This is a genomic window from Micromonospora sp. BQ32 (assembly GCF_059358895.1).
The window spans coordinates 243,324-261,382 of sequence record NZ_JCADBI010000001.1; the positions used below are offsets into that span (position 1 = coordinate 243,324).

The 18,059-nt window shown below is 71.8% G+C and carries 18 protein-coding genes; 12 read left to right on the forward strand and 6 right to left on the reverse strand.

What is annotated here, in order from left to right; translation table 11 throughout:
- Positions 1–123 precede the first annotated feature (123 nt).
- The 6 genes from AC5L30_RS00980 to AC5L30_RS01005 are packed head-to-tail and all read left to right on the forward strand — an operon-like array spanning position 124 to position 7,454.
- On the forward strand, positions 124–1,800 hold the full coding sequence (locus tag AC5L30_RS00980) for an ABC transporter substrate-binding protein (RefSeq protein ID WP_494864536.1): 1,677 nt from the start codon (positions 124–126) through the stop codon (positions 1,798–1,800).
- A gap of 6 nt (positions 1,801–1,806) precedes the next feature.
- Positions 1,807–2,763, forward strand: coding sequence for an ABC transporter permease (locus AC5L30_RS00985; RefSeq protein ID WP_091399352.1), 957 nt, complete (start codon positions 1,807–1,809; stop codon positions 2,761–2,763).
- On the forward strand, positions 2,760–3,647 hold the full coding sequence (locus AC5L30_RS00990; protein ID WP_494864538.1) for an ABC transporter permease: 888 nt from the start codon (positions 2,760–2,762) through the stop codon (positions 3,645–3,647). The genes AC5L30_RS00985 and AC5L30_RS00990 overlap by 4 nt, the downstream gene beginning before the upstream one ends.
- Positions 3,644–4,669: an ABC transporter ATP-binding protein gene (locus tag AC5L30_RS00995; RefSeq protein ID WP_494864540.1), complete on the forward strand. Its 1,026-nt coding sequence runs from the start codon at positions 3,644–3,646 to the stop codon at positions 4,667–4,669. Before AC5L30_RS00990 ends, AC5L30_RS00995 begins: the two co-directional genes overlap by 4 nt.
- Positions 4,666–5,667: an ABC transporter ATP-binding protein gene (locus AC5L30_RS01000; protein WP_494864542.1), complete on the forward strand. Its 1,002-nt coding sequence runs from the start codon at positions 4,666–4,668 to the stop codon at positions 5,665–5,667. The genes AC5L30_RS00995 and AC5L30_RS01000 overlap by 4 nt, the downstream gene beginning before the upstream one ends.
- Positions 5,664–7,454, forward strand: a complete 1,791-nt coding sequence (locus tag AC5L30_RS01005; protein ID WP_494864544.1) for a gamma-glutamyltransferase family protein — start codon at positions 5,664–5,666, stop codon at positions 7,452–7,454. Before AC5L30_RS01000 ends, AC5L30_RS01005 begins: the two co-directional genes overlap by 4 nt.
- A 23-nt stretch (positions 7,455–7,477) precedes the next feature.
- Here AC5L30_RS01005 and AC5L30_RS01010 read toward each other — a convergent pair whose 3' ends face one another.
- Positions 7,478–8,158: a GntR family transcriptional regulator gene (locus tag AC5L30_RS01010; protein WP_167362372.1), complete on the reverse strand. Its 681-nt coding sequence runs from the start codon at positions 8,156–8,158 to the stop codon at positions 7,478–7,480.
- 70 nt (positions 8,159–8,228) lie between these two features.
- Between AC5L30_RS01010 and AC5L30_RS01015 the strand changes: the two genes are divergently transcribed.
- Positions 8,229–8,945: a YoaK family protein gene (locus tag AC5L30_RS01015; protein ID WP_494864546.1), complete on the forward strand. Its 717-nt coding sequence runs from the start codon at positions 8,229–8,231 to the stop codon at positions 8,943–8,945.
- A gap of 3 nt (positions 8,946–8,948) precedes the next feature.
- Here the strand turns inward: AC5L30_RS01015 and AC5L30_RS01020 are convergent, their stop codons facing one another.
- Genes AC5L30_RS01020 through AC5L30_RS01035 form a run of 4 tightly spaced genes read right to left on the reverse strand, consistent with a single transcriptional unit; the run spans position 8,949 to position 12,203 of the window.
- The gene (locus AC5L30_RS01020) at positions 8,949–9,575 is read right to left on the reverse strand and encodes a response regulator transcription factor (RefSeq protein WP_494864548.1); all 627 of its coding nucleotides are present in this window, start codon (positions 9,573–9,575) and stop codon (positions 8,949–8,951) included.
- On the reverse strand, positions 9,572–10,822 hold the full coding sequence (locus AC5L30_RS01025; protein ID WP_494864550.1) for a sensor histidine kinase: 1,251 nt from the start codon (positions 10,820–10,822) through the stop codon (positions 9,572–9,574). Before AC5L30_RS01025 ends, AC5L30_RS01020 begins: the two co-directional genes overlap by 4 nt.
- Positions 10,823–10,827: 5 nt before the next feature.
- On the reverse strand, positions 10,828–11,280 hold the full coding sequence (locus AC5L30_RS01030) for an ABA4-like family protein (protein ID WP_494864552.1): 453 nt from the start codon (positions 11,278–11,280) through the stop codon (positions 10,828–10,830).
- Positions 11,277–12,203 carry a hypothetical protein gene (locus tag AC5L30_RS01035; RefSeq protein ID WP_494864554.1) on the reverse strand — a complete coding sequence of 309 codons (927 nt, stop codon included), beginning with the start codon at positions 12,201–12,203 and terminating at the stop codon, positions 11,277–11,279. Before AC5L30_RS01035 ends, AC5L30_RS01030 begins: the two co-directional genes overlap by 4 nt.
- 165 nt (positions 12,204–12,368) lie before the next feature.
- Here AC5L30_RS01035 and AC5L30_RS01040 point away from each other — a divergent pair, with 165 nt between their 5' ends.
- Positions 12,369–13,118 carry a DUF8817 family protein gene (locus tag AC5L30_RS01040; RefSeq protein ID WP_494864556.1) on the forward strand — a complete coding sequence of 250 codons (750 nt, stop codon included), beginning with the start codon at positions 12,369–12,371 and terminating at the stop codon, positions 13,116–13,118.
- Positions 13,119–13,258: 140 nt separating this feature from the next.
- Here AC5L30_RS01040 and AC5L30_RS01045 read toward each other — a convergent pair whose 3' ends face one another.
- Positions 13,259–13,561, reverse strand: coding sequence for a helix-turn-helix domain-containing protein (locus AC5L30_RS01045; RefSeq protein ID WP_494864557.1), 303 nt, complete (start codon positions 13,559–13,561; stop codon positions 13,259–13,261).
- A 65-nt stretch (positions 13,562–13,626) separates the two neighbouring features.
- Between AC5L30_RS01045 and map the strand changes: the two genes are divergently transcribed.
- The 4 genes from map (at position 13,627) to AC5L30_RS01065 (ending at position 18,048) form a co-directional block, all read left to right on the forward strand.
- Entirely contained in the window at positions 13,627–14,400 is a 774-nt protein-coding gene (map, locus tag AC5L30_RS01050) for a type I methionyl aminopeptidase (RefSeq protein ID WP_494864559.1), read from the forward strand.
- Between the two features lie 184 nt (positions 14,401–14,584).
- A complete protein-coding gene (locus AC5L30_RS01055; RefSeq protein ID WP_494864561.1) occupies positions 14,585–15,454 on the forward strand; it encodes a CDP-alcohol phosphatidyltransferase family protein in 870 nt (289 codons plus the stop codon).
- Between the two features lie 98 nt (positions 15,455–15,552).
- Positions 15,553–17,211, forward strand: a complete 1,659-nt coding sequence (locus tag AC5L30_RS01060) for a sulfatase-like hydrolase/transferase (RefSeq protein ID WP_494864563.1) — start codon at positions 15,553–15,555, stop codon at positions 17,209–17,211.
- A gap of 36 nt (positions 17,212–17,247) precedes the next feature.
- Positions 17,248–18,048 carry an FkbM family methyltransferase gene (locus AC5L30_RS01065; RefSeq protein ID WP_494864565.1) on the forward strand — a complete coding sequence of 267 codons (801 nt, stop codon included), beginning with the start codon at positions 17,248–17,250 and terminating at the stop codon, positions 18,046–18,048.
- Positions 18,049–18,059: the final 11 nt, after the last annotated feature.

The window sequence follows — 18,059 nt, forward strand, 5'->3', positions numbered from 1 at the left end:
GTCCGGTTCCCCGTCCGGTGCAGGGTCGCGACCCGGGGTGCCTGGCGAGCTGTTCATCGAGGTCTTGCGGCGGTCATCGTATACAACATACGCTCCCCGAATCGCCCACTTGAGGAGCTCTCCATGACGAACCTCTCCGTCCGCGAAACGAACCTGCCCCGCCGCCGGGTGCTCCGGGCCGCCGTGGCGGCGGCCGCCGTCGTCTGCACTGTCGTCGCCTGCTCACCGGTGTCGAACAGCGAAGGCGGCGACCCGTCCGGCGGCGACCGGTCGGCAGGCCAGGACTCCTTCGGTACGCCCGCGGACCCCGCCGCCGTGAAGCAGGGCGGCAAGCTGGTCATCGCCCTCTCCGCCGAGCCCGACGCGCTGGACCCGACGCTGTCGAGAAGCCTCTACTCCCGCTACGTCTTCCAGGCGATGTGCCAGAAGCTCTACGACGTCAACGAACAGGCGCAGGTCGTACCGCAGCTCGCGACGGCCCTGCCCACCACGAGCGGCGACGGCCGGACGGTGACCATCCCGCTGCGGCCCGGCGTGCGCTTCGCGGACGGCACGGCATTCGACTCGGCCGCCGTGAAGGCCACCCTGCAACGTCACCTCACCAACGCCCGGTCGGCGCGCAAGAGCGAACTCGGTCCCATCGACGGCGTCGACACCCCGGACGCGCAGACCGTCGTCCTGCGGCTGAAGCAGCCGTTCGCACCGCTGCTCGGCGCCCTCGCCGACCGGGCCGGCATGATCATGAGTGCCCAGGCGCTGCGGACCCGCGGTGACGACTTCGCCTCGGCGCCGGTCTGCGTCGGCCCCTTCAAATTCGCGAAGCGGGTGCCGCAGAACTCCATCGAGGTCGTGCGGGACCCGAACTACTACGACGCGAGCAAGGTGCACCTGGACGCCATCTCGTGGCGAATCCTCACCGACGCGAGCATCCGCGCCGCCAACCTGCGCTCCGGTGACGCCCAGGTGGCCGACTCGGTCTCCACCCAGGACGTCGCCTCGCTGCGCCAGGACGCGGCGGTCTCCGTCCTCCAGTCGCAGTCCCTCGGCTACCAGGGCCTGACCATCAACGTGGGCAACGTCGACGGCGTCGGCACCGCCCCCAAGCCCATCAACCGCCCCCTCGCCCAGAACGCCAAGGTGCGGCAGGCATTCGAGCACGCCATCGACCGCAAGGCACTGGTCGGCGCGGTCTTCAACGGTCTGCACGCCGCCGCCTGCTCCCCGATCTCGCCCGCGAGCACGTTCTCGTCCGCCGAGGCACAGACCTGCCCGGCGCACGACCCCGCCAAGGCCAAGCAGTTGCTGGCCGAGGCCGGCGTGCAGACGCCGTACACGGTGACGATGCTCGCCTCGAACACCCCCGACACGCTGCGCCTCGCGCAGGCATTGCAGTCCATGGTCAAGGACGGCGGGTTCGACCTGAAGATCAACCCGGTGGAGTACTCGTCGCTCCTCGACGAGCAGGACCGCGGCAACTTCGAGCTGCTGCAACTGGGCTGGAGCGGCCGGATCGACCCGGACGCCAACATCACCAACTTCGTCGGCACCGGCGCCAGCCAGAACGTCGCCGGCTACAGCAACCCGCAGCTCGACACCCTGCTGACCCAGGCCCGCCAGGCCGGCGACGTCGAGGAGCGCAGGAAGCTGTACGGGCAGGCGGTCACCCTGCTCCAGCAGGACGACGCCCTGATCTACCTCTACCGGCAGCGCAACCTGACCGCCGTCAGCAAGCAGATCCAGGGCCTTCAGGTCTACCCGGACGGCGTGATCCGGGCGGCCTTCGCCGGCTTCGGCAAGTAGGCCGCCGTGGCCCGATATCTGCTCACCCGCGCCTGGCAGTCGGCGCTGACCCTGCTGTTGTCGACGATCGTGGTCTTCGTCGGCGTACGGGCGCTCCCCGGCGATCCGGCCCTCGCCCTGGCCGGGGAGGACCGGTCGCCGGAGGCCCTGGAGGCCATCCGTCGGCACTACGGGCTGGACCAGCCGCTGCCGGTGCAGTTCGCCCAGTACGTGGAGCGCATGGCGCAGGGCGACTTCGGGGTGTCGATCCGCACCGGTACGCCGGTCTCGTCGATGCTCACGACCGCCCTGCCGGTGACCGTCGAGCTGTCCGTCCTGGCGATCCTCATCGCGGCGGCGCTCGGGGTCGGCGCCGGGGTGCTCGCGGCGGTCCGTCGTGGACGTCCGGCGGAGTGGCTCGCCAACGGCCTGGCCCTGATCGGCTTGTCGGTGCCGCACTTCTGGCTCGGGCTGCTGGCGATCCTCTACCTGTCCGTGGCGACCGGGCTGTTCCCCGCCTCCGGCTTCGTGCCGATCCTGGAGGACCCCGTGGACAACCTGCACCACATCGTCCTGCCGGCGGTGATCCTCGGCACCGGCCTGGCCGCCATCATCATGCGGCAGACCCGGTCGGCGATGCTGGACTCGCTCTCCTCCGACTACGTGCGCACGGCGAAGGCGAAGGGCCTGCGACCGCGCGCCGTCATCACCCGGCACGCCCTGCGGAACAGCCTCATCGTGGTGGTGACCGTGGTGGGTCTCCAACTCGGCGGGCTGATCTCCGGCGCGGTCGTCACCGAACAGATCTTCGGGCTGCCGGGCTTCGGCAAGATGACCATCGACGCGGTGTTCCAACGGGACTACCCGGTGATCCAGGCCGTCGTCCTGCTCACCGCGGCGGCCTACATCGTGATCAACTTCTTCGTGGACCTGCTCTACTCGGTCATCGATCCACGCATCCGGGTGACGGGAGATCCGGCATGACCGTCCTCACCGTACCGATGGCGGAGACCGGCACCGCCAGCGTCACCCGGCGTACCCGGGTGTTGCGGCGGCTGCGCCGCAACCCGCTCGCCGTGGTGAGCTTCGTCGTGCTCGCGCTGGCGGGCGTCATCGCGCTGCTCTCGCCCTGGCTCGCCCCCTACTCGGTCGACCAGACCGACTTCGCCCGTACGTTCGCGCCTCCCGGCACCGCCGGGCACCTGCTCGGCACCGACGATCTCGGCCGGGACGTCCTGTCCCGCATCATGCTCGGTGCGCGAGCGTCGTTGCAGGTAGGGCTCCTGGCGGTGGCCACGTCGCTGGTCATCGGGGTGCCGCTCGGGCTCGCGGCCGGCTACTTCCGGGCCTGGGACGCGGTGATCTCGCGCTTCACCGACCTGCTGCTGGCGTTTCCGTTTCTGGTCATGGCGGTGGGATTGGCGGCCATCCGGGGCGCCAGCCTCGGCAACGCCGCGGTGGCCATCGGTATCGCCCAGATCCCCGGGGTGATCCGGGTCGTCCGCTCGGACACGCTGCGCCTCAAGTCGCTGGACTTCGTCGCGGCGGCCGTCGTGGACGGCGCGAGCGACCTGTGGGTGCTGGCCCGGCACATCCTGCCCAACGCGACCTCGGTGATCCTGGTGCAGGCCACGGTCGCCATCCCGGCCGCGATCCTCGGCGAGGCGGTGCTGTCCTTCCTCGGTCTCGGCATCCAGCCCCCGGCGCCCAGTCTCGGCACCATGCTGGCCACCGCCCAGCAGTTCGCCGCCCGCGCACCGTGGGCCGCCGTCTTCCCCGGCGTCGTGATCATGGGTCTGGCGCTGGCGTTCAACGTCTTCGGTGACGCCCTGCGCGACGCCCTCGACCCGAAGGGAGACCGGCGATGACCACGGCCTGCGCGCCCGTGCTGGAGATCCGCGACCTGTCGGTGTCGTTCCCGACCGAGACCGGCACCGTCTCGGCCGTCGACGGGGTCAGCCTGGACCTCGCACCCGGGGAGATCGTCGGGATGGTGGGTGAGTCGGGGTGCGGAAAGAGCGTCACCGCGATGAGCATCGCCGGGCTGCTACCCGGCAGCGCCCGGGTCACCGGTTCGGTGCGCCTGGACGGCACGCAGCTGGTCGGTGCCCGCGAGTCGGCCCTGCGCCGGGTCCGTGGCCGGGAGATCGCCTACATTTTCCAGGAGCCGATGACATCGTTGAACCCGGTGCTCACCGTCGGGCGGCAGATCGGGGAGGTGCTCCAGGTCCACGAGCGGATGTCCCGACGGGCGGCGCGGGCGCGCGCCGTCGAGCTGTTGACGCTCGTCGGGATCCCGTCCGCCGCTCAGCGGGTCGACAGCTATCCGCACCAACTCTCCGGCGGCATGCGCCAACGCGTGATGATCGCGATGGCGGTGGCCTGCGGCCCGAAGGTGCTGGTGGCCGACGAGCCGACCACCGCGCTGGACGTCACCGTCCAGGCCGGCATCCTCCAGGTGCTGCGGGACCTGCGCGACCGGCTCGGCACGAGCGTCCTCATCATCACCCATGACCTCGGCGTGATCGCCGACATCGCGGACCGCGTCGTCGTCATGTACGCGGGCCGGGTGGTGGAACGGGCACCGGTGGACGACCTGTTCGCCAACCCACGGCACCGGTACACGGCCGGGCTCCTGTCGGCGTCCCCGCAGCCGGGTCGGCACGCCGGCACGGACCGGTTGACCGAGATCCCCGGGCTGGTGCCCGTCCTGGCGAGCCAACCCGACGCCTGCACCTTCGCGGATCGATGCCCGGCCGCCGATGAGCAGTGCCGGGCGGCCGCCCCGCCGCTGGAGGGCATCGGTGGCACCGACCACGTCGCGGCCTGTTGGCACCCCTGCACAACGGCACCGACGGCACCGACGGCAGCTCAGGAGGCGAACCGATGACGCCGCAGCCGAACGCCCTGGAGATCGCGGACCTGGTGATGCACTTCGGCCCGGTGCGGGCCGTGGACGGGGTGTCCCTGACCATCGCGCGTGGCCGGGTCACGGCCCTGGTGGGGGAGAGCGGTTCCGGAAAGTCGACAGTGGGCCGATGCGTGGTGCGGCTTGTCGAGCCGACCGCCGGGACGGTCCGGATCGCGGGCACGGACGTCACCCACCTGTCCCGACGGCGGCTGCGCCCCCATCGCGGCGCGGTGTCGATCGTCTTCCAGGACCCGGCCGCGTCACTGGACCCGCGGATGCTGGTGGGCGAGATCGTGGCCGAGCCGCTGCGGCTGGCCGGCAAGCGGATCTCCCGGCGTGACCGGGACGCCCGCGTCGCTCCCCAACTCGAACGGGTGGGGCTGCGCGCCGAGGTGGCCCGTCGCTATCCCCACGAGCTGTCCGGCGGGCAACGCCAGCGGGTCAGCATCGCGCGGGCCCTGATCTCCGAACCCATGCTGCTCATCGCCGACGAACCCACCAGCGCGCTCGACGTGTCCGTGCAGGCGTCGGTGCTCAACCTCCTCGCCGATCTGCAACGCGACATCGGGTTCGCCTGTCTCTTCATCACCCACGACCTCTCCGCGGTCGAGTACCTGGCCGACGACATCGCCGTGATGTACCTGGGTCAACTCGTCGAGACGGGCAGCCGCGAGCGGATCTTCGCCCGGCCCGCCCACCCGTACACGCAGGCTCTGCTCTCCGCCGCGCCGGTGGCCGATCCGGTGCGTCAGCGCCAGCGCCAGCCGGTGCTGCTCGGCGACGACCTGCCGTCCGCGCTCGACCCGCCGTCGGGCTGCCGGTTCCGGACCCGGTGCCCGCTCGCCTTCGACCGGTGCGCGACGGAGGTGCCGGCGCGGACCGCGATCGGCGACGGCATGGCCGCGTGCCACCTGGTCGGGCCGGACGGCACCGGCCCCGACGTTCGCACCGCAGATCCCAGTGAGGTGTTGTCATGACGTTCACCACCCGACCCACGTTGCAGGGCACCTTCGGCATGGTGTCCTCCACCCACTGGCTCGCCAGTCAGGCGGCGATGGGCATCCTGGAACGCGGGGGTAACGCCTTCGACGCCGCGGTCACCGCCGGGTTCGTCCTGCACGTCGTCGAGCCGCACCTGAACGGGCCGGGCGGCGAGGTGCCGGCCATCGTGGCCACCGTCGGGGACCCCCGACCGAAGGTGCTGTGCGGGCAGGGGCCGGCGCCGGCCGGTGCCACCATCGCGCACTTCCGGTCCCTGGGCATGGACCTCATCCCGGGCGCCGGGCCGCTCGCGGCGGCCGTACCCGGCGCGGTGGACGCCTGGCTCCTGCTGCTGCGCGAGCACGGCACGCTCACCCTCGCCGAGGTGCTGGAGCCGGCGATCGGCTACGCCGGCGTCGGACACCCGCTGGTGGGCCGGGTCGGTGACACCGTGGCGGCCGTCCGGTCGTTGTTCGAGGAACACTGGCCCACCTCCGCCGCGCTCTGGCTGCGCGGCGGCCGACCACCGGCCGCGGGAGAGCTGGTCACCAACCCGGCGTACGCGGACACCCTGCGCCGACTCGTCGAGGCGGGGCAAGTGGCCGGCGTCGACCGGGAGGCCCAGATTGAGGCCGCCCGCCGGGCCTGGAGCACGGGTTTCGTCGCCGAGGCGATCGACGCGTTCAGCCGGCTACCGTTCCAGGACTCCAGCGGACGCCCCCACGCCGGGCTGGTCACCGGCGACGACCTGGCCGGGTACTCGGCGAGCTGGGAGACGCCCGCCACCCTCGACTGGCACGGCTACTCGGTGGCGAAGACCGGTTTCTGGGGTCAGGGCCCGGTGTTGCTGGAGTCCCTGGCCACCCTGGAGGCGCTCGACGACCCGGGCGCATACGACCCGGGGACCGGGGCGGGCGTGCACGCCCAGGTCGAGGCGCTCAAGCTCGCCTTCGCCGACCGGGAGGCATGGTACGGCGACGGTGTCGACGTGCCCGCCAAGGCGCTGCTCTCCCCGCAGTACGCGCGGGAGCGGGCCGCCCTGATCGGCGATCGCGCGTCGGCGGAGTTGCGGCCGGGGCGTCCGGACGGGGCGCAGCCACGCCTGCCGGCTCACGTTCGACCCGGCGCCGGGCGGCGTACCGGGCCGACGGACGCCACCACGGGGGAGCCGACCGTGCAGTCGGACGGGGTGACCCGGGGCGACACCTGTCACGTGGACGTGGTCGACCGCTGGGGCAACATGATCTCCGCTACGCCCAGTGGTGGCTGGTTGCAGAGTTCCCCGGCGATTCCGGAGCTGGGCTTTCCGCTGGGCAGCAGGTTGCAGATGTTCTGGCTGGAGGAGGGGCTCGCCTCGTCTCTGGCGCCGGGCCGCCGCCCGCGTACGACGTTGAGCCCGACGATGGTGCACCGCGACGGTGAGCCGGTGCTGGCCTGCGGCACCCCCGGTGGCGACCAGCAGGACCAGTGGCAGTTGCCGTTCCTGCTGCGGCACCTCGTCGGTGGTCGGAGCCTCCAGGAGGCCATCGACGCGCCGGCGTGGCACACGGTCAGCCTGCCGGGGTCGTTCTACCCCCGCGACATGGAGCCCGGTGTCCTGGTGGTGGAGGACCGGCTCGACGAGGGGGTGCTGGCGGCCCTGCGGGCGTACGGGCACGAGGTGCGGGTCACCGACGGGTGGAGCCTCGGTCGACTCTGCGCGGTGACCCGTGACCCGGCGACGGGAGTGCTGGCCGCCGGTGCGAACCCCCGGGGGATGCAGGGCTACGCGTGCGGCCGGTAGGGGTCGCCACGGCCGCGGGCCCGTCAGCGGGCGCCGTAGCCGCCTTCGGCGTTCTCGTACGCCGCGGCGGACGCCGCGTCGAGGTGGTCGAGCGCGGCCCGCTCGGCGCGGTCACCGTCGCCTGACTCGATGGCGTCGACGAGTTGGATGTGCTCGGCCCACGAGTGTGGCGCGCGTTCGGCCGCCCCGAGCCGGAAGACCCACTGGACATGGAGGTAGAGCGACTTGGCGATCGACGACAGCCAGGGGTTTCCGCTGATCTGGAGGATGCGCAGGTGCAGCGTGCTGTTCAGTTCGGCGACCCGGGCCAGGTCGTGGCGCTGCGTCGCCTCGCGGCCCTGGTCGAGCAGGGCGCGCAGGGACGCCACGTCGGCTGCGGTGGCCCGCTCGGCGGCCAGCCGGGCGGCCAGCGCCTCCAGGCGCTCGCGCACGGCGAACATGTCGGTGATGGTCCCGCTGCTCGGTGAGGCGACGACCGCTCCCCGGCGGGGGAGGATCACGACGAACCCCTCCGCCTCGGCGACGCGCAGCGCCTCCCGGACGGGGTTGCGGGAGACGCCGAAGTCCTCGGCGAGCCGGTCCTCGGTCAGCCGTTCCCCGGGCAGGTAGTCGCCGTCGATGATGGCGGTCCGCAGCGCGGCGAGGACCTGATCGCGGAGCGGCAGGTGTTGCGCGCCGAGCTTGTCCCGTAGGTCTTCAGCCACCTGGTCGCCTCTCCGTGAACGTGTCCGGACAAAGTGTATACGAAGAACAATTACTGGAAGGCGGCCGACAGTGTCGAGCACAGCGCCCCGCGTCACCCGCCCCCGCGCCGCCCCGCACCGCAACGAGCGCCTGCTGCGGCGACGGCAGGCGCTCGTCGTCGTCCTCACCTTCCTCACCGGGAGCGCCGACGCTCTCGGTTTCCTCGCCCTCGGCGGCGCCTTCGCCAGCGTGATGACCGGCAACATGGTCCTGCTCGGGCTCTCGGCCGGCCGGGGCGAGGCCGACCTGGCGTTGACGTCGGGCTGCGCCATCGTCAGCTTCATCGTCGGTGTCCTCGCGGGCGCCCGCGTCGTCGGCTCGGCCCAGCCCGACGATCCGGTCTGGCCCCGGCGGGTCACCTGGGCGCTGGTCCTGGAGCTGTCGGTCTTCGTGGTGTTCGCCGTCGTCTGGGAGGTCACCCTGCACAGCCCCGACGCGGGTGTCCACCTGGCGCTGCTGATGCTGTCCGCGGTCGCGCTGGGCGTGCAGAGCAGTGCGATCCAACGCTTCGGCGTGTCCGGCCTGTCCTCCACGTACCTGACCGGCACGCTCACCAGCCTGATCGCCGGGGTCGCCGCGCGCAGCCCGTGGGCCAGCCTGCGCCCCAAGGCCCAGGTGCTGTTGGCCCTCATGGTCGGCGCGGCGGTCGGCGCACTGGTCGCCCTGCACCTGCCGGTCGTCGCCCCCGCCCTGCTGATCGTGCCGCTGGTGCTCGTCATCGCCGTGTCCGCGCGGATGCGGGCCTGAGCGTCAGACGCCGCGGGCGAACAGGGCCAGGCGTACCCGGTTGGGACTGTCGGTCTTGGTCATCAGGCTGGTGATGTGGGTCTTGACAGTGGTGACACCGATGTGGAGCTGGTCGGCGATCTCGGTGTTGGACAGGCCCTTGGCGACCAGGTTGAGCACGTCCCGTTCCCGGGCGGTCAGGCCCGGCAGGGCCGGCGGTGACCCGGGGCGGGCCTGCACCGCGCGCTGCACGAGGCGGCGCAGCACCTCAGGGCTGAACGGGCTGTCACCGACGGCGGCCCGGCGGATGCCGTCCAGCAGCTCGGTCGGGGGCGCGTCCTTCAGCAGGAACCCGCACGCTCCGGCGGTCAGCGCGGGGTAGAGGTGGTCGTCGTCGCCGAACGTGGTCAGCACCAGGACGCGGGTGGTGGGGCGTTCGGCGAGGATCCGGCTGGTCGCGGTGATCCCGTCGACACCGGGCATCCGCAGGTCCATGACGACGACGTCGGGGAGGAGCCGCCCGGCCAGCGGGATCGCCTCACGGCCGTTGTCGGCCTCCCCGACGACCTCTATGTCGGGTTGGGCGTCGCAGAGCATGCGCAGCCCGGCTCGGATGAGGTGCTGGTCGTCGACCAGCAGCACCCGGATCACGCCGGCTCCGGCGCGGGCGACCCGGCCGGGGCCTCCCGCTCGCGGGGCACCGACCCGACCGGCGCGTCGGCGGACGCGGCGGCCACGGCCGGAAGGACGGTACGCACCCGCCACCCGGCGTCGGTCGGGCCCGCCTCCAGCCGGCCGCCGAGGACCTCGACGCGCTCCCGCATCCCGGTGATGCCGTGCCCGCCACCGGCCGGCATGCCCGCCGGCACCCCGCCGCGCCCGTTGTCGGTGACCTCCCAGTGAACGGAGCCGTCCCGGACGGCGACCACGAGATGCGCGAGCGCTGACGTCCCCGCGTGGTTGGCCACGTTGGTCAGCGCCTCCTGGGTCAGTCGCAGCACCGCCATGCCGCGTACCGCGTCGAGGGAACTGATCGCCGGGTCGAGATCGGCCTCCACCGTGACACCCGCCTGCCGGGCCCGGTCGACGGCCGCGCCGATCGCCGCCGGCAGCGCGGACGGTTCGATAGCGGTCAGCGCCGCGTCGCCGCGTACCCCGTCGGGGTTGCGCAGCACCGCGACCAGCCGGCGCAGCTCCGCGAGGGCCGCGGTGCCGGTGCCGTGCACGTCGTCGAAGACCTCGTCCATCCGCGGGTCCAGATCGGTGAGCACGTGCCGGGCCACGCCGACCCGCAGGACCATCGACGCCACATGGTGCGCGACGACGTCGTGCAGCTCGCGGGCGATGGCGCTGCGTTCGTCGGCGCGGGCCGCACGACTCTCCGACGCGTGCTGGCGTTGCTCGGCCACCGCCCGCTCCACGGCCTGCCGACTCAGCTCCCGGTTGGTGCGGATGACGAGGCCGAGCAGCACCGGCACGCCGACCTCCAGGGCCAACCCGACGACGCCCGAGGCGACCTTGCCGACCGGGTCGCCGACCGAGTCGGTCAGGTCGACCACGACCAGCAGCGCGGCGGACAGCCAGATGGTCCGGGGGCGGCGCGCCCGCATGGTGATCTCGAGCAGGGCCCAACTCGCGCCAATCTGGTTGATGGTGAAGTCGTCGACCAGGCGGATCGCGACCGCCAGCAGGGCGGCCTGCGCCAGCAGGTTGACCACCGGCCAACGGTGCACCGCCAGCCCCACTGTGAACGCGAGGAGCGCGAGGATCCACTGTGTCGTCCTGGACGTGCTGGCGGAGTGCGGGACGAAGAGCAGGTAGCCCAGCCCGGCGAGGTCCAGCAGCGCCATCCGCACGAGCGTGTCCCGCATGTCGAACAGTCGCCCCGGCCAGCTCACGGTGGTCAGCCTAGGTGCTGCGGGCCGATGGCGACGGCCGTCGGCCGCCGCCACCGGGTCCGGACCGCGAGGTATGCGGCCAGGCCGAGCGGTCCGAGCAGGACGGTCAGCAGCAGCACCGGAGCCATCACCAGCGCCGGCACCCCCCGATCCCGGCTGTCCAACCACGCCCACCGCCCGACGAACAGATCGAATGCGATCATGTGCGCCCAACCCGCCGCCGCCCCGGCGGAGGTGCCGAGCAGGTCGCGCACCCCGGCCAGGGTCGGCGACGTCACGGCCGGCAGCACGTCGCCGAACGCCGGGATCACCAGCAGCGCGTAGATCACCACGACCGGCAGGACGATCAGCGGCGAGGCGATGATCCGGGCGGTCCACGACCAGCGGGGCAGCAGGATCATCAGCGCCCAGAACGGCGCGGCCACCGCGAACGTCAGCGAGAACAGCGTCGCGGTCACGCGGCCAGCGCCAGTTCCGGGCGACGTTGGCGGGCCAGCACCAGGCCGGTCGCGGTCGCCGTCGCGACCACCAGGGCCGCGACCGCGGCGAGCGTGACGGCGTCCGGCCGCAGCAGCGGCTGTTCGCGCAGGGCCTGCCAGGTCAACAACACGGTGAGGACGCCGTACGCGCTGCCCGCGACGACCAGCAGCCGGGCGCGGGTGCGCTCGTCCAACCGTGTGGCGAAGCGGTTCAGCAGGATCGCCAGGATCGGCAGCGCCTGGAGGGCGTGCAGGCCCACGAAGTGCCCGATCCGCAGGTCACCGCCGGTGGTGCTCCAGCCGACGATCGGCAACCCCGGCCCACCGTCGGGCACGCCGACGCTGTGCGCCCCACCGATCCCCTCGATCCCCGGATCCTGCGTCGGCAGCGCCATCGGCACCGCCGCGAGCATGCCCAGCAGGGACAGGCCGAGCCCCCACCCGACGACGGTCGCGGCGACCCGATCGGGGATCCGCTGGATCAGGACCACGATCCCGATGACGAGGTGCGCGAAGAACAGGAACATGATCGCCGCGCCCATCGACGCGACCAACACGATGTTCAGCGGGGTGGTGGCGTTGAAGTGGCTGGTCTGCCCGCGGAGCACCTGACCGACGATCCACGCGTTCTCGACGACCGCCACCGCGACGATGACGACGGTCGCCCTCTCGGCGGCCCGGCTGCGCCGCGGCAGCAGGGAGAGCATCCAGGCGAGCGTCGCGCCGTACAGTACGAACGACACAGCGAACTTGAACGGCTTGAGCCAGATCGGCGCCCCGGTGAGGACGCGCGGGTCGACGAGGATGCCGACCACGGCGACGACGGCCAGCACCGCCATCACGGATACCAGGAACATCAGCGGGCGGTTCCAGCGCGCCGCCCGGCGCACAACGGTAGTCATGCCTGTAGATGTTCGTGGTCACGGCCGCCGATCGCGTCCGACCCCAAGCCCCGGTTGCGGCCGCTGGTCGGAGCCGACCTCCTCCCTGGGTAGGAGACGAAACCGTCGAAGCCGCTCGGCGGTGCTGGCACAATGGCCGGCCTGCCGACCGGACGGGGATCGATCATGACGACCAATGCGGACAGCATCCAACCGAACGAGACCATCGTGCCGCTGCTGCACTGCGCGGCCCCGGAGGAGACCGTGGCGTTCTGGCGGGCCCTCGGGTTCGAGGTGGCTTTCGAGCAACTCAGGCCATATGTGTACCTGGTGTTCACCTGGAGTGGGCTCCAGCTGCACTACGGCCCGGCGCCCAAAGACCTGGACCCGACGAAGGAGCACTCCGGCGGCTGCCTGGTGATGGTGGACGCGGTGGCGTCGTACCACGCGGTGTTCAGCGAGGCGATGCGCCGCAGCTACGGCAAGGTGCTGATCAAGGGTCTACCCCGGATGACCCGCTACCGGGCCGGGTCGTCGCGGTTCAGCATCATCGACCCGTCAGGCAACAACATCGTCTTCATCCAGCGGGACGAGCCGAAGGATGTGGAGTACGGCGGGTCGAAGGAGCTTGAGGGGCTGGCCCGGGTGCTCGACAACGCGCGGATCCTGCGTGAGTTCAAGATGGACGACCGGGCGGCCTACCGGGCGCTCGACTCGGGGATGCGCCGCCGCGCCGAGGACGCTCCGGCGGTCGAGCAGGCGATGGCGCTGGCCGCCCTGATCGAACTGGCGACCGCGTTGGAGAAGGCCGATCGGGTGCCCGAGTGGGGCGCGAGACTCCAGGCGCTGCCCCTGACCCTGGAGCAACGGACGCAGGTGGCGCAGTACATCGCCGACCCGGCCCTCCTCGAACCGTGGTGGCCCGACCCGCGCTGAGCGCGGACCTCCCCCGGCGCCGGCCAAGATCCGCACAACTTCCGGGATGTAGGTGCCTTCGCGGCGGGCCCGCCGACCGGGGTCAGCGCCGTGTGGTTGGTCACCGGGCGGCGGGTCGTGCCGCGCCTGCGGGATCGGGACTACGAGGCCAACCGCTCACCCGTGCGGCGCGTTGCTCGGGGGAGTTCGGCGCTGCCGTCCGACGTGTTGATCTCCGACCAGACGGCGTCGAGGGAGAGGCCGAGGACGTCGGCGATCGCCGCGATGGTCGGAAAGGCGGGGGTGGCTATCCGGCCGGACTCGATCTTTCGAAGGGTCTCCGGCGAGACGCCGGCGTCCAGCGCGGTGAGGAGCATCGAACGCTCTCCGCGGGCTCGACGCAGGAGGGCACCGAGGCGCTGTCCGCGTTCGAGTTCTGCGGGAGTGAGCGGCAACCTGACCATGCTCCGATTCTAGTACCGGGATAATATGGCCGGGATACTTATTGGTTACCCGAGGAAGGCGCTGCATGATCGAGATCCTGAGCCCCACCGACGTGCTGCGGGCCAAGGACACCGGCGCGCTGGTCGCCGGCACCCTGCAGACGCTGAAGAGCCGCTGCGTGGTCGGCACCAACCTCCTGGACATCGACCGGTGGGCGCAGGCCATGATCACCGAGGCCGGGGCGCAGTCCTGCTACGTCGACTACGAGCCGTCCTTCGGGCGTGGGCCGTTCGGCCACTACATCTGCACGTCGGTGAATGACGCCGTGCTGCACGGGTTGCCGCACGACTACTCGCTCGCCGACGGCGACCTGCTCTCGCTCGACCTCGCCGTCTCCCAGGGCGGAGTTGTCGCGGACTCGGCCATCAGCTTCATCGTGGGCGACGTGCGGCCCCCGGAGAGCGTCGCGCTGATCGACGCCACCGAGCGCGCGTTGCAGGCGGGGATCGCCGCCGCCGGTCCCGGCGTACCCATCGGCGACATCTCCCACGCGATCGGCTCGGTTCTCCGGGCGGCGGGATACTCGGTCAACACCGAGTTCGGCGGCCACGGCGTCGGGTCGACGATGCACCAGGACCCGCACGTGTCCAACACCGGGCGTCCCGGTCGCGGATACCGGCTGCGCCCGGGGCTGCTGCTGGCGCTGGAGCCGTGGGTCATGGCGGACACCGCCACGCTCGTCACCGATTCGGACGGCTGGACCCTCCGCAGCGCGACAGGCTGCCGGACGGCGCACAGCGAGCACACCATCGCCATCACCGACGACGGGGCGGACGTGCTCACCCTGCCGACGCCCTGACCCGCACGGCACGATCAACGCTTCTCGGTCAGCCGGCGACGAGCTGGCCACGGTGGACGATTAACCGATTGTCGAAGGGGCACGTCCCTCCGTGACACCCTGGCGGGTCGCGTTCAGAATGAACCGATCGGTCATATTTTCCGTGATGACGGTCAGGGTCACCCACCAGAGTCGCGGAGGCACGATGTCAACGGTTCGAACTGGTCCGGTCATCGGACTGCTCGCGCAGATCGTCCTGCTGGCGGTGCTGGCGGAGACAGTCGGTCTGGGCACGGCGGGCTGGGTGGCGGGGCTGGCCTACGGGGTGGTCCTGTGCGCCCTGCTCAGCCGGGGGATGTCCCGCTCGGGCGCGGGTGCGCTGAGCCCGGCCGACCGGGTGACCCTGAGTCGGGCGATCCTCGTCGGCGGCGTGACGGCCCTGGCCGCCGACTCGTTCGGCCGGTCGGCGCCGATCACCCTGATGGTCGTCCTCACCAGCGTGGCGTTGGCCCTCGACGCCGTGGACGGGTACACGGCCCGCCGCACCGGGACCACCAGCGAGCTCGGCGCACGGTTCGACATGGAGATCGACTCCTTCCTGGTCCTGGTGCTCTGCCTGCACGTGGCCCCCGCGGTGGGCGGCTGGGTGCTCGCGATCGGCGCGATGCGGTACGTCTTCGTCGCCGCGAGCTGGGTGCTGGGGTGGATGCGCGGATCCCTGCCGCCGCGCTACTGGCGCAAGGTCGTCGCCGCCATCCAGGGCGTGGTGCTGACGGTGGCGATGGGCGACGCGCTACCCGCGCCGCTGACGACCGTCGTGCTGTTGGCGTCGCTGGCGCTGCTGGTCGAGTCGTTCGGGCGGGACGTCGCGTGGCTCTGGACGACCCGTCACCTGCGCCGCACCGTCATCCACGACACCCCGGGCGTGAGGGTCCACGCGAGCGGCCAGCCGAGTCACAGCGTCCCGAGCGCCGACGCGGCGTTGGCCGGGCTGGGCTCGGGCCGCACCGATGGGCTGCCCTGGGCGGACCGCCCCACGGTCGCCGTGGCCGGACGTGGGATCGCCCGCGTCTGAGCCGCCCGGATGCCGCGCCCGACAAAGATCATGGAAGGATGCCCGGGTTGTCGCTCATGACGCGCGTACGTCAGCTGCCGAGCCAGGGACGGAGGCCGATGAGGGGCGAAGACTCGGACACGACCGCCACCGACGGCGGCGAGGCCGAGGGCCGGCCGAAACGCTCCGTCGCGGCCCGGCTGACGACCGTGCTGGCCGCGCTGCTCGTGCTGCTCGTCCTCACCCTGCCGTACGACTTCGGCCGGCTCAGCCCGGCGGCGTTCGTGCGGATCCCCCTGGAGGCGCTGCTGGTCGTGGCCCTCCTGCTCGCCCTGCCGTCTCGTGGCAGCCGACTCCTGGCGACGCTCTCCGGCGTGGCGCTCGGCCTTCTCGGCCTGCTGAAACTGCTCGACCTGGGGTTCTCCGCCTCGCTCAGCCGGGCGTTCGACCCGGTGCTCGACTGGGCGCTCCTCGACGAGGGGTTCGCCTTCCTGAGCGAGTCGTACGGGCGGCCCGCCGCCATCGGCGCGGCGATCACCCTGGCGGTGGTGGTCGCGGGCCTGCCCACACTGGTCACGCTGTCGATGCGGCGACTGCGGCGGCTGGTGGTCCGGCACCGCACCGGGACCACCCGGATCGTGGCCACGCTGGTGGTCGTCTGGGTGGCCTGCGCCGCGTTCAACGTGCGGGTGGTCGAGGGCGTGCCGGTCGCCGACACCTCCGCGACCACCCTGGCCAACGGCCACGGCTTCCAGGTACGCCTGCGCCTCGACGACCGCGAGACGTTCGGCGCCCTGATCGAGGCCGACAGGTTCGGTGACACCCCGGGTGACCAGCTGTTGACCGCGCTGCGGGGCAAGAACGTGGTCGTCGCCTTCGTGGAGAGCTACGGCCGGGACGCCGTCGAGGACCCGGAGTTCGCGCCGCAGGTCGGCGCGCTCCTCGACCGCGGCACCAGCGAACTGAGCGCCGCGGGTTTCGCCGCGCAGAGCGGCTTCCTCACCTCACCGACCTTCGGCGGCGGCAGCTGGCTCGCGCACGACACGCTGCTCTCCGGCCTCTGGATCGACAACGACCAGCGGCACCGCACCCTGCTGGCCAGTGACCGGATGACCCTCAACGGCGCCTTCCGACGGGCGAACTGGCAGACCGTCGGCGTGATGCCCGCTGTCACCAGGGCGTGGCCGGAGGGCGCCTTCTTCGGCTACGACCGGTTCTACAACGCCAAGACGCTCGCGTACCGTGGCCCGAAGTTCAGCTTCGGCACCCCGCCCGACCAGTACACCCTGGCCAGCTGGCAGCGCCTGGAACAGGCGAATCGCGACGGCAACGTGATGACCGAGCTGGCGCTGGTGTCGAGCCACGCGCCCTGGACGCCCGTCCCCCCGCTGCTTGACTGGGCCGACGTCGGCGACGGCGCGGTTTACCGCGGGGCCGGCGCCGGCAGGTCGGATGACAAGCGCCGCAACACCACCCAGATCCGGGCGGACTACCGCAAGTCCATCGAGTACACGTTGGGCACGCTCATCTCCTACGTGCGGACCTACGGAGACGACGACCTCGTGTTCATCTTCCTCGGTGACCACCAGCCCGCCGCCGTCGTCACCGGCGAGAACGCCAGCCGCGACGTCCCGATCTCGATCATCACCCGGGATCGGGCCGTGCTGGACCGGATCTCCGGGTGGGGCTGGCAGGACGGGCTGAAGCCCGGTCCGCAGGCACCGGTCTGGCGGATGGACGCCTTCCGGGACCGGTTCCTGACCGCCTTCGGACCGTAACCCCGGCCACCTCTCTCACGGACTGGACCCAGACAGATGACGGCTAGCACCGACACCAGGATCGCCGCGCTCCGGACCGATCCGGCCCTGTCCCTGCTGCACCGGTCGCTGGACGTCTACTACGGCGATCCCGAGCGGGACGCGAGGATGGACGCCTTCTACTCCCGCTTCGTCAGCAGCGGGGACCTCGTCTTCGACATCGGCTCCCACGTGGGCGACCACATCGGCAGTTTCCGTCGCCTCGGTGCCCGGGTCGTCGCCGTCGAACCGCAGCCGCTGTGTCTGCGCGCCCTGCGGGCGATCTACGCCGACGACGACCAGGTGACCCTGATCGACGCCGCCTGTGGCGCGTTCCCCGGGCGCACCCGGTTGCACGTCAACTCCGCCAATCCCACCGTGTCGACCGCCTCACCGGACTTCGTGCGGGCGGCGAAGGGCGCGGGCGGGTGGGAGGGCGAGGTGTGGGACGCCGACATCGAGGTCCCGGTGGTCACCGTCGACGCGCTGATCGAGACGTACGGCGTGCCGGCCTTCGCCAAGATCGACGTTGAGGGTTTCGAGGACGAGGTGCTGGCCGGCCTGAGCCGCCCACTGCCTGCGCTCTCGTTCGAGTTCACCACCATCGCGCGTCCGGTCGCCGACCGGTGCCTGGATCGCCTGACCACGCTCGGCTTCGACGGCTTCGACGTCGCGTTGGGCGACGACAAGTCGATGACCTTCCGCCGCTGGATACCCGCGACCGACCTGGCGACCCACCTGCACGACCTGCCGCACGACGCGAACTCCGGCGACGTGTACTGCGTGGCTCGCGACAGGCAGACCATCGCCACGCCGTAGCCGTACCCGAC

What these genes read in the sequence shown, in the direction of transcription:
- AC5L30_RS00980 (WP_494864536.1), top strand. Translation starts at nt 124, where the DNA reads ATGACGAACCTCTCCGTCCGCGAAACGAACCTGCCCCGCCGCCGGGTG.
- AC5L30_RS00990 (WP_494864538.1), top strand. Translation starts at nt 2,760, where the DNA reads ATGACCGTCCTCACCGTACCGATGGCGGAGACCGGCACCGCCAGCGTC.
- AC5L30_RS00995 (WP_494864540.1), top strand. Translation starts at nt 3,644, where the DNA reads ATGACCACGGCCTGCGCGCCCGTGCTGGAGATCCGCGACCTGTCGGTG.
- AC5L30_RS01000 (WP_494864542.1), top strand. Translation starts at nt 4,666, where the DNA reads ATGACGCCGCAGCCGAACGCCCTGGAGATCGCGGACCTGGTGATGCAC.
- AC5L30_RS01005 (WP_494864544.1), top strand. Translation starts at nt 5,664, where the DNA reads ATGACGTTCACCACCCGACCCACGTTGCAGGGCACCTTCGGCATGGTG.
- AC5L30_RS01035 (WP_494864554.1), bottom strand. Translation starts at nt 12,203, where the DNA reads ATGACTACCGTTGTGCGCCGGGCGGCGCGCTGGAACCGCCCGCTGATG.
- AC5L30_RS01040 (WP_494864556.1), top strand. Translation starts at nt 12,369, where the DNA reads ATGACGACCAATGCGGACAGCATCCAACCGAACGAGACCATCGTGCCG.
- AC5L30_RS01045 (WP_494864557.1), bottom strand. Translation starts at nt 13,561, where the DNA reads ATGGTCAGGTTGCCGCTCACTCCCGCAGAACTCGAACGCGGACAGCGC.
- map (WP_494864559.1), top strand. Translation starts at nt 13,627, where the DNA reads ATGATCGAGATCCTGAGCCCCACCGACGTGCTGCGGGCCAAGGACACC.
- AC5L30_RS01055 (WP_494864561.1), top strand. Translation starts at nt 14,585, where the DNA reads ATGTCAACGGTTCGAACTGGTCCGGTCATCGGACTGCTCGCGCAGATC.
- AC5L30_RS01060 (WP_494864563.1), top strand. Translation starts at nt 15,553, where the DNA reads ATGAGGGGCGAAGACTCGGACACGACCGCCACCGACGGCGGCGAGGCC.
- AC5L30_RS01065 (WP_494864565.1), top strand. Translation starts at nt 17,248, where the DNA reads ATGACGGCTAGCACCGACACCAGGATCGCCGCGCTCCGGACCGATCCG.